Below are 5,370 nucleotides of genomic sequence, written 5' to 3' on the forward strand. Positions count from 1 at the left end.
AAAGAGTTATTAACGGATTAGTTAATTGAGTCGTATTGTAACTAGTTTCTTCACTAAATCAAGTTATGTATTGAATTTATCTTGAATACAACAACTGTTTGGGTGTTGTATAGTCAAGCCTCACGAGCAATTAGTATTGGTCAGCTTCATACGTCACCGTACTTCCACACCCAACCTATCAACGTCCTAGTCTCGAACGGCTCTTTAGAGGAATAAATTCCTAGGGAAATCTTATCTTGAGGTAGGCTTCCCGCTTAGATGCTTTCAGCGGTTATCCCTTCCGAACATAGCTACCCGGCGATGCGACTGGCGTCACAACCGGTACACCAGAGGTTCGTCCACTCTGGTCCTCTCGTACTAGGAGCAGATCCTCTCAAATTTCCAGCGCCCACGGTAGATAGGGACCGAACTGTCTCACGACGTTCTAAACCCAGCTCGCGTACCTCTTTAAATGGCGAACAGCCATACCCTTGGGACCTGCTTCAGCCCCAGGATGAGATGAGCCGACATCGAGGTGCCAAACACCGCCGTCGATATGAACTCTTGGGCGGTATCAGCCTGTTATCCCCAGAGTACCTTTTATCCGTTGAGCGATGGCCCTTCCATACAGAACCACCGGATCACTAAGACCTACTTTCGTACCTGCTCGACTTGTGGGTCTCGCAGTTAAGCGCGCTTTTGCCTTTATACTCTACGCGTGATTTCCGACCACGCTGAGCGCACCTTCGTACTCCTCCGTTACTCTTTAGGAGGAGACCGCCCCAGTCAAACTACCCACCAGACATGGTCCTCGCCCCGGATTACGGGGCAGAGTTAGAACCTCAACATTACCAGGGTGGTATTTCAAGGACGGCTCCATTGGAACTAGCGTTCCAACTTCAAAGCCTCCCACCTATCCTACACAAGTAAGGTCAAAGTTCAATGTCAAGCTGCAGTAAAGGTTCACGGGGTCTTTCCGTCTAGCCGCGGGTACACTGCATCTTCACAGCGATTTCGATTTCACTGAGCCTCTGCTGGAGACAGCGCCGCCATCATTATGCCATTCGTGCAGGTCGGAACTTACCCGACAAGGAATTTCGCTACCTTAGGACCGTTATAGTTACGGCCGCCGTTTACTGGGGCTTCGATCAAGAGCTTCGCTTACGCTAACCCCATCAATTAACCTTCCAGCACCGGGCAGGCATCACACCCTATACGTCCACTTTCGTGTTTGCAGAGTGCTATGTTTTTAATAAACAGTTGCAGCGGCCTGGTTTCTGCGGCTGCCAACCGCTCAGGGAGCAAGTCCCATCACCGTCAGCAGCGTACCTTCTCCCGAAGTTACGGTACCATTTTGCCTAGTTCCTTCAGCAGAGTTCTCTCAAGCGCTTTGGTCTACTCGACCTGACCACCTGTGTCGGTTTCGGGTACGATTCCTGTGTAACTGAAGCTTAGAGACTTTTCCTGGAAGCATGGTATCAGCCACTTCACTGTACAAGTACAGCTTGCTATCGACTCTCAGCATAGAGCACCCCGGATTTGCCTAAGATGCATGCCTACTGTCTTCCACCTGGACAACCAACGCCAGGCTGACTTAACCTTCTCCGTCCTCTCATCGCATTACACAGAAGTATTGGAATATTAACCAATTTCCCATCGACTACGCCTCTCGGCCTCGCCTTAGGGGTCGACTCACCCAGCCCCGATTAACGTTGGACTGGAACCCTTGGTCTTTCAGCGAACGGGTTTTTCACCCGTTTTGTCGTTACTCACGTCAGCATTCGCACTTCTGATACCTCCAGCATACTTCTCAATACACCTTCATCGGCTTACAGAACGCTCCCCTACCACGTATACAAAGTATACATCCGCAGCTTCGGCACATAGTTTTAGCCCCGTTACATCTTCCGCGCAGGCCGACTCGACTAGTGAGCTATTACGCTTTCTTTAAAGGGTGGCTGCTTCTAAGCCAACCTCCTAGCTGTCTATGCCTTCCCACATCGTTTCCCACTTAACTATGATTTTGGGGCCTTAGCTGGCGGTCTGGATTGTTTTCCTCTTGACTACGGACGTTAGCACCCGCAGTCTGTCTCCCGGATAGTACTCATTGGTATTCGGAGTTTGCATCGGTTTGGTAAGTCGGGATGACCCCCTAGCCGAAACAGTGCTCTACCCCCAATGGTATTCGTCCGAGGCGCTACCTAAATAGCTTTCGGGGAGAACCAGCTATCACCAGGCTTGATTAGCCTTTCACCCCTATCCACAAGTCATCCCCTGGCTTTTCAACGACAGTGGGTTCGGTCCTCCAGTTAGTGTTACCCAACCTTCAACCTGCTCATGGATAGATCGCCTGGTTTCGGGTCTACACCCAGCAACTAAACGCCCTATTAAGACTCGATTTCTCTACGGCTCCCCTATTCGGTTAACCTTGCTACTGAATGTAAGTCGCTGACCCATTATACAAAAGGTACGCAGTCACACCACGAAGGTGCTCCCACTGCTTGTATGCATGCGGTTTCAGGATCTATTTCACTCCCCTCACAGGGGTTCTTTTCGCCTTTCCCTCACGGTACTGGTTCACTATCGGTCAGTCAGGAGTATTTAGCCTTGGAGGATGGTCCCCCCATATTCAGACAAGGTTTCACGTGCCTCGCCCTACTCGTCATCATTGTGTGTGCCCTTTCGTGTACGGGAATATCACCCTCTACGTTCGCACTTCCCAGAGCGTTCCACTAGAACACACACAACTTAATGGGCTGCTCCCCGTTCGCTCGCCGCTACTAAGGGAATCTCAATTGATTTCTTTTCCTAAGGGTACTGAGATGTTTCACTTCCCCTCGTTCGCTTCAATAACCTATGTATTCAGTTATTGATACCCGCCTTATAGCGGGTGGGTTCCCCCATTCAGAAATCTCCGGATCAAAGGATATTTGCCGCCTCCCCGGAGCTTTTCGCAGGCTATCACGTCTTTCATCGCCTCTGACTGCCAAGGCATCCACCACATGCACTTAATTACTTGACTATACAACCCCAAACAGTCGCTAACCCTTACAAGTAAGGTTAGGACAGATTGCTATGCTTGTTTTTCAACTTACATCGCTCTCATCCAGTTTGTTGCTTCGTGAACCTAATCACCGTACAGCTTCAATCTAAATTCATATACCAAAACGCTTGATTCAGTGTTTTTGCTAGTTCTCAATTTCATTCTTTCGAATGAATTGAGTGAACAATTTATTTCAGACTCAATTCTACTAATCTGTTAATGATTAACTACCACCTCGTCGGTGCGTAGTAAACTGTGATAAATCACAGAGATTAATAAACCAGTCAACTTGGACTGTATTCACTAAACTCTATAATCTATTTAGCTCAGAATTAAATGTTTTATTTAATTCATGGTGGAGACTAGGAGAGTCGAACTCCTGACCTCCTGCGTGCAAAGCAGGCGCTCTACCAACTAAGCTAAGTCCCCAGCTTACAATCATCATGAACGACATATCTTCTCATCTAGCAGCTTGTGATTATTCATCACTTCGTCAGTAGTGGTGGGTCTGACAAGACTTGAACTTGTGACCCCACGCTTATCAAGCGTGTGCTCTAACCAACTGAGCTACAGACCCTCAGATACATCTTCGAAGAACAACTTGTTGTGGATTCTTACCAGTCACCAATCTTTCGTTAAGGAGGTGATCCAGCCGCAGGTTCCCCTACGGCTACCTTGTTACGACTTCACCCCAGTCATCGGCCACACCGTGGTAAGCGTCCTCCTTGCGGTTAGACTACCTACTTCTGGTGCAACAAACTCCCATGGTGTGACGGGCGGTGTGTACAAGGCCCGGGAACGTATTCACCGCGGCATTCTGATCCGCGATTACTAGCGATTCCGACTTCATGGAGTCGAGTTGCAGACTCCAATCCGGACTACGATCGGCTTTTTGAGATTAGCATCCTATCGCTAGGTAGCAACCCTTTGTACCGACCATTGTAGCACGTGTGTAGCCCTGGCCGTAAGGGCCATGATGACTTGACGTCGTCCCCGCCTTCCTCCAGTTTGTCACTGGCAGTATCCTTAAAGTTCCCATCCGAAATGCTGGCAAGTAAGGAAAAGGGTTGCGCTCGTTGCGGGACTTAACCCAACATCTCACGACACGAGCTGACGACAGCCATGCAGCACCTGTATCTAGATTCCCGAAGGCACCAATCCATCTCTGGAAAGTTTCTAGTATGTCAAGGCCAGGTAAGGTTCTTCGCGTTGCATCGAATTAAACCACATGCTCCACCGCTTGTGCGGGCCCCCGTCAATTCATTTGAGTTTTAGTCTTGCGACCGTACTCCCCAGGCGGTCTACTTATCGCGTTAGCTGCGCCACTAAAGCCTCAAAGGCCCCAACGGCTAGTAGACATCGTTTACGGCATGGACTACCAGGGTATCTAATCCTGTTTGCTCCCCATGCTTTCGTACCTCAGCGTCAGTATTAGGCCAGATGGCTGCCTTCGCCATCGGTATTCCTCCAGATCTCTACGCATTTCACCGCTACACCTGGAATTCTACCATCCTCTCCCATACTCTAGCCATCCAGTATCGAATGCAATTCCCAAGTTAAGCTCGGGGATTTCACATTTGACTTAAATGGCCGCCTACGCACGCTTTACGCCCAGTAAATCCGATTAACGCTCGCACCCTCTGTATTACCGCGGCTGCTGGCACAGAGTTAGCCGGTGCTTATTCTGCGAGTAACGTCCACTATCCAGTAGTATTAATACTAGTAGCCTCCTCCTCGCTTAAAGTGCTTTACAACCATAAGGCCTTCTTCACACACGCGGCATGGCTGGATCAGGGTTCCCCCCATTGTCCAATATTCCCCACTGCTGCCTCCCGTAGGAGTCTGGGCCGTGTCTCAGTCCCAGTGTGGCGGATCATCCTCTCAGACCCGCTACAGATCGTCGCCTTGGTAGGCCTTTACCCCACCAACTAGCTAATCCGACTTAGGCTCATCTATTAGCGCAAGGCCCGAAGGTCCCCTGCTTTCTCCCGTAGGACGTATGCGGTATTAGCATTCCTTTCGGAATGTTGTCCCCCACTAATAGGCAGATTCCTAAGCATTACTCACCCGTCCGCCGCTAGGTCCAGTAGCAAGCTACCTTTCCCCGCTCGACTTGCATGTGTTAAGCCTGCCGCCAGCGTTCAATCTGAGCCATGATCAAACTCTTCAGTTAAAATCATTTTGCACCTTAGTTAAGACAAGGTGCTAATTCTGGCTCATCAATTACTGACAAAAAATTTGCTCAAATAAACTTCGAGAAATTTCTACCAATTATCAATGATAATATATATCGATTGATCAACCAGTAAAAATCCACACAAGTTGTTCTTCTATTCTCTTAATGATCT

Annotated in this window: 2 tRNA genes and 2 rRNA genes; all 4 read right to left on the reverse strand. The window is 49.1% G+C overall.

The features are described 5' to 3' along the window. Positions 1 to 109 precede the first annotated feature (109 nt). A 23S ribosomal RNA gene (locus tag IO68_RS28055) occupies positions 110 to 3,001 on the reverse strand. 374 nt (positions 3,002 to 3,375) lie between these two features. Then, positions 3,376 to 3,451: transfer RNA gene (locus IO68_RS28060), tRNA-Ala, on the reverse strand. A gap of 71 nt (positions 3,452 to 3,522) precedes the next feature. Further along, positions 3,523 to 3,599, reverse strand: a tRNA-Ile gene (locus IO68_RS28065). A 59-nt stretch (positions 3,600 to 3,658) separates the two neighbouring features. Continuing rightward, positions 3,659 to 5,195, reverse strand: a 16S ribosomal RNA gene (locus IO68_RS28070). The 16S and 23S rRNA genes sit together here with 2 tRNA genes alongside, the layout of an rRNA operon. Positions 5,196 to 5,370 lie beyond the last annotated feature (175 nt).

It is taken from the genome of Acinetobacter sp. COS3, assembly GCF_000475335.1.
GTDB classification, from domain to species: Bacteria; Pseudomonadota; Gammaproteobacteria; order Pseudomonadales; family Moraxellaceae; genus Acinetobacter; species Acinetobacter venetianus.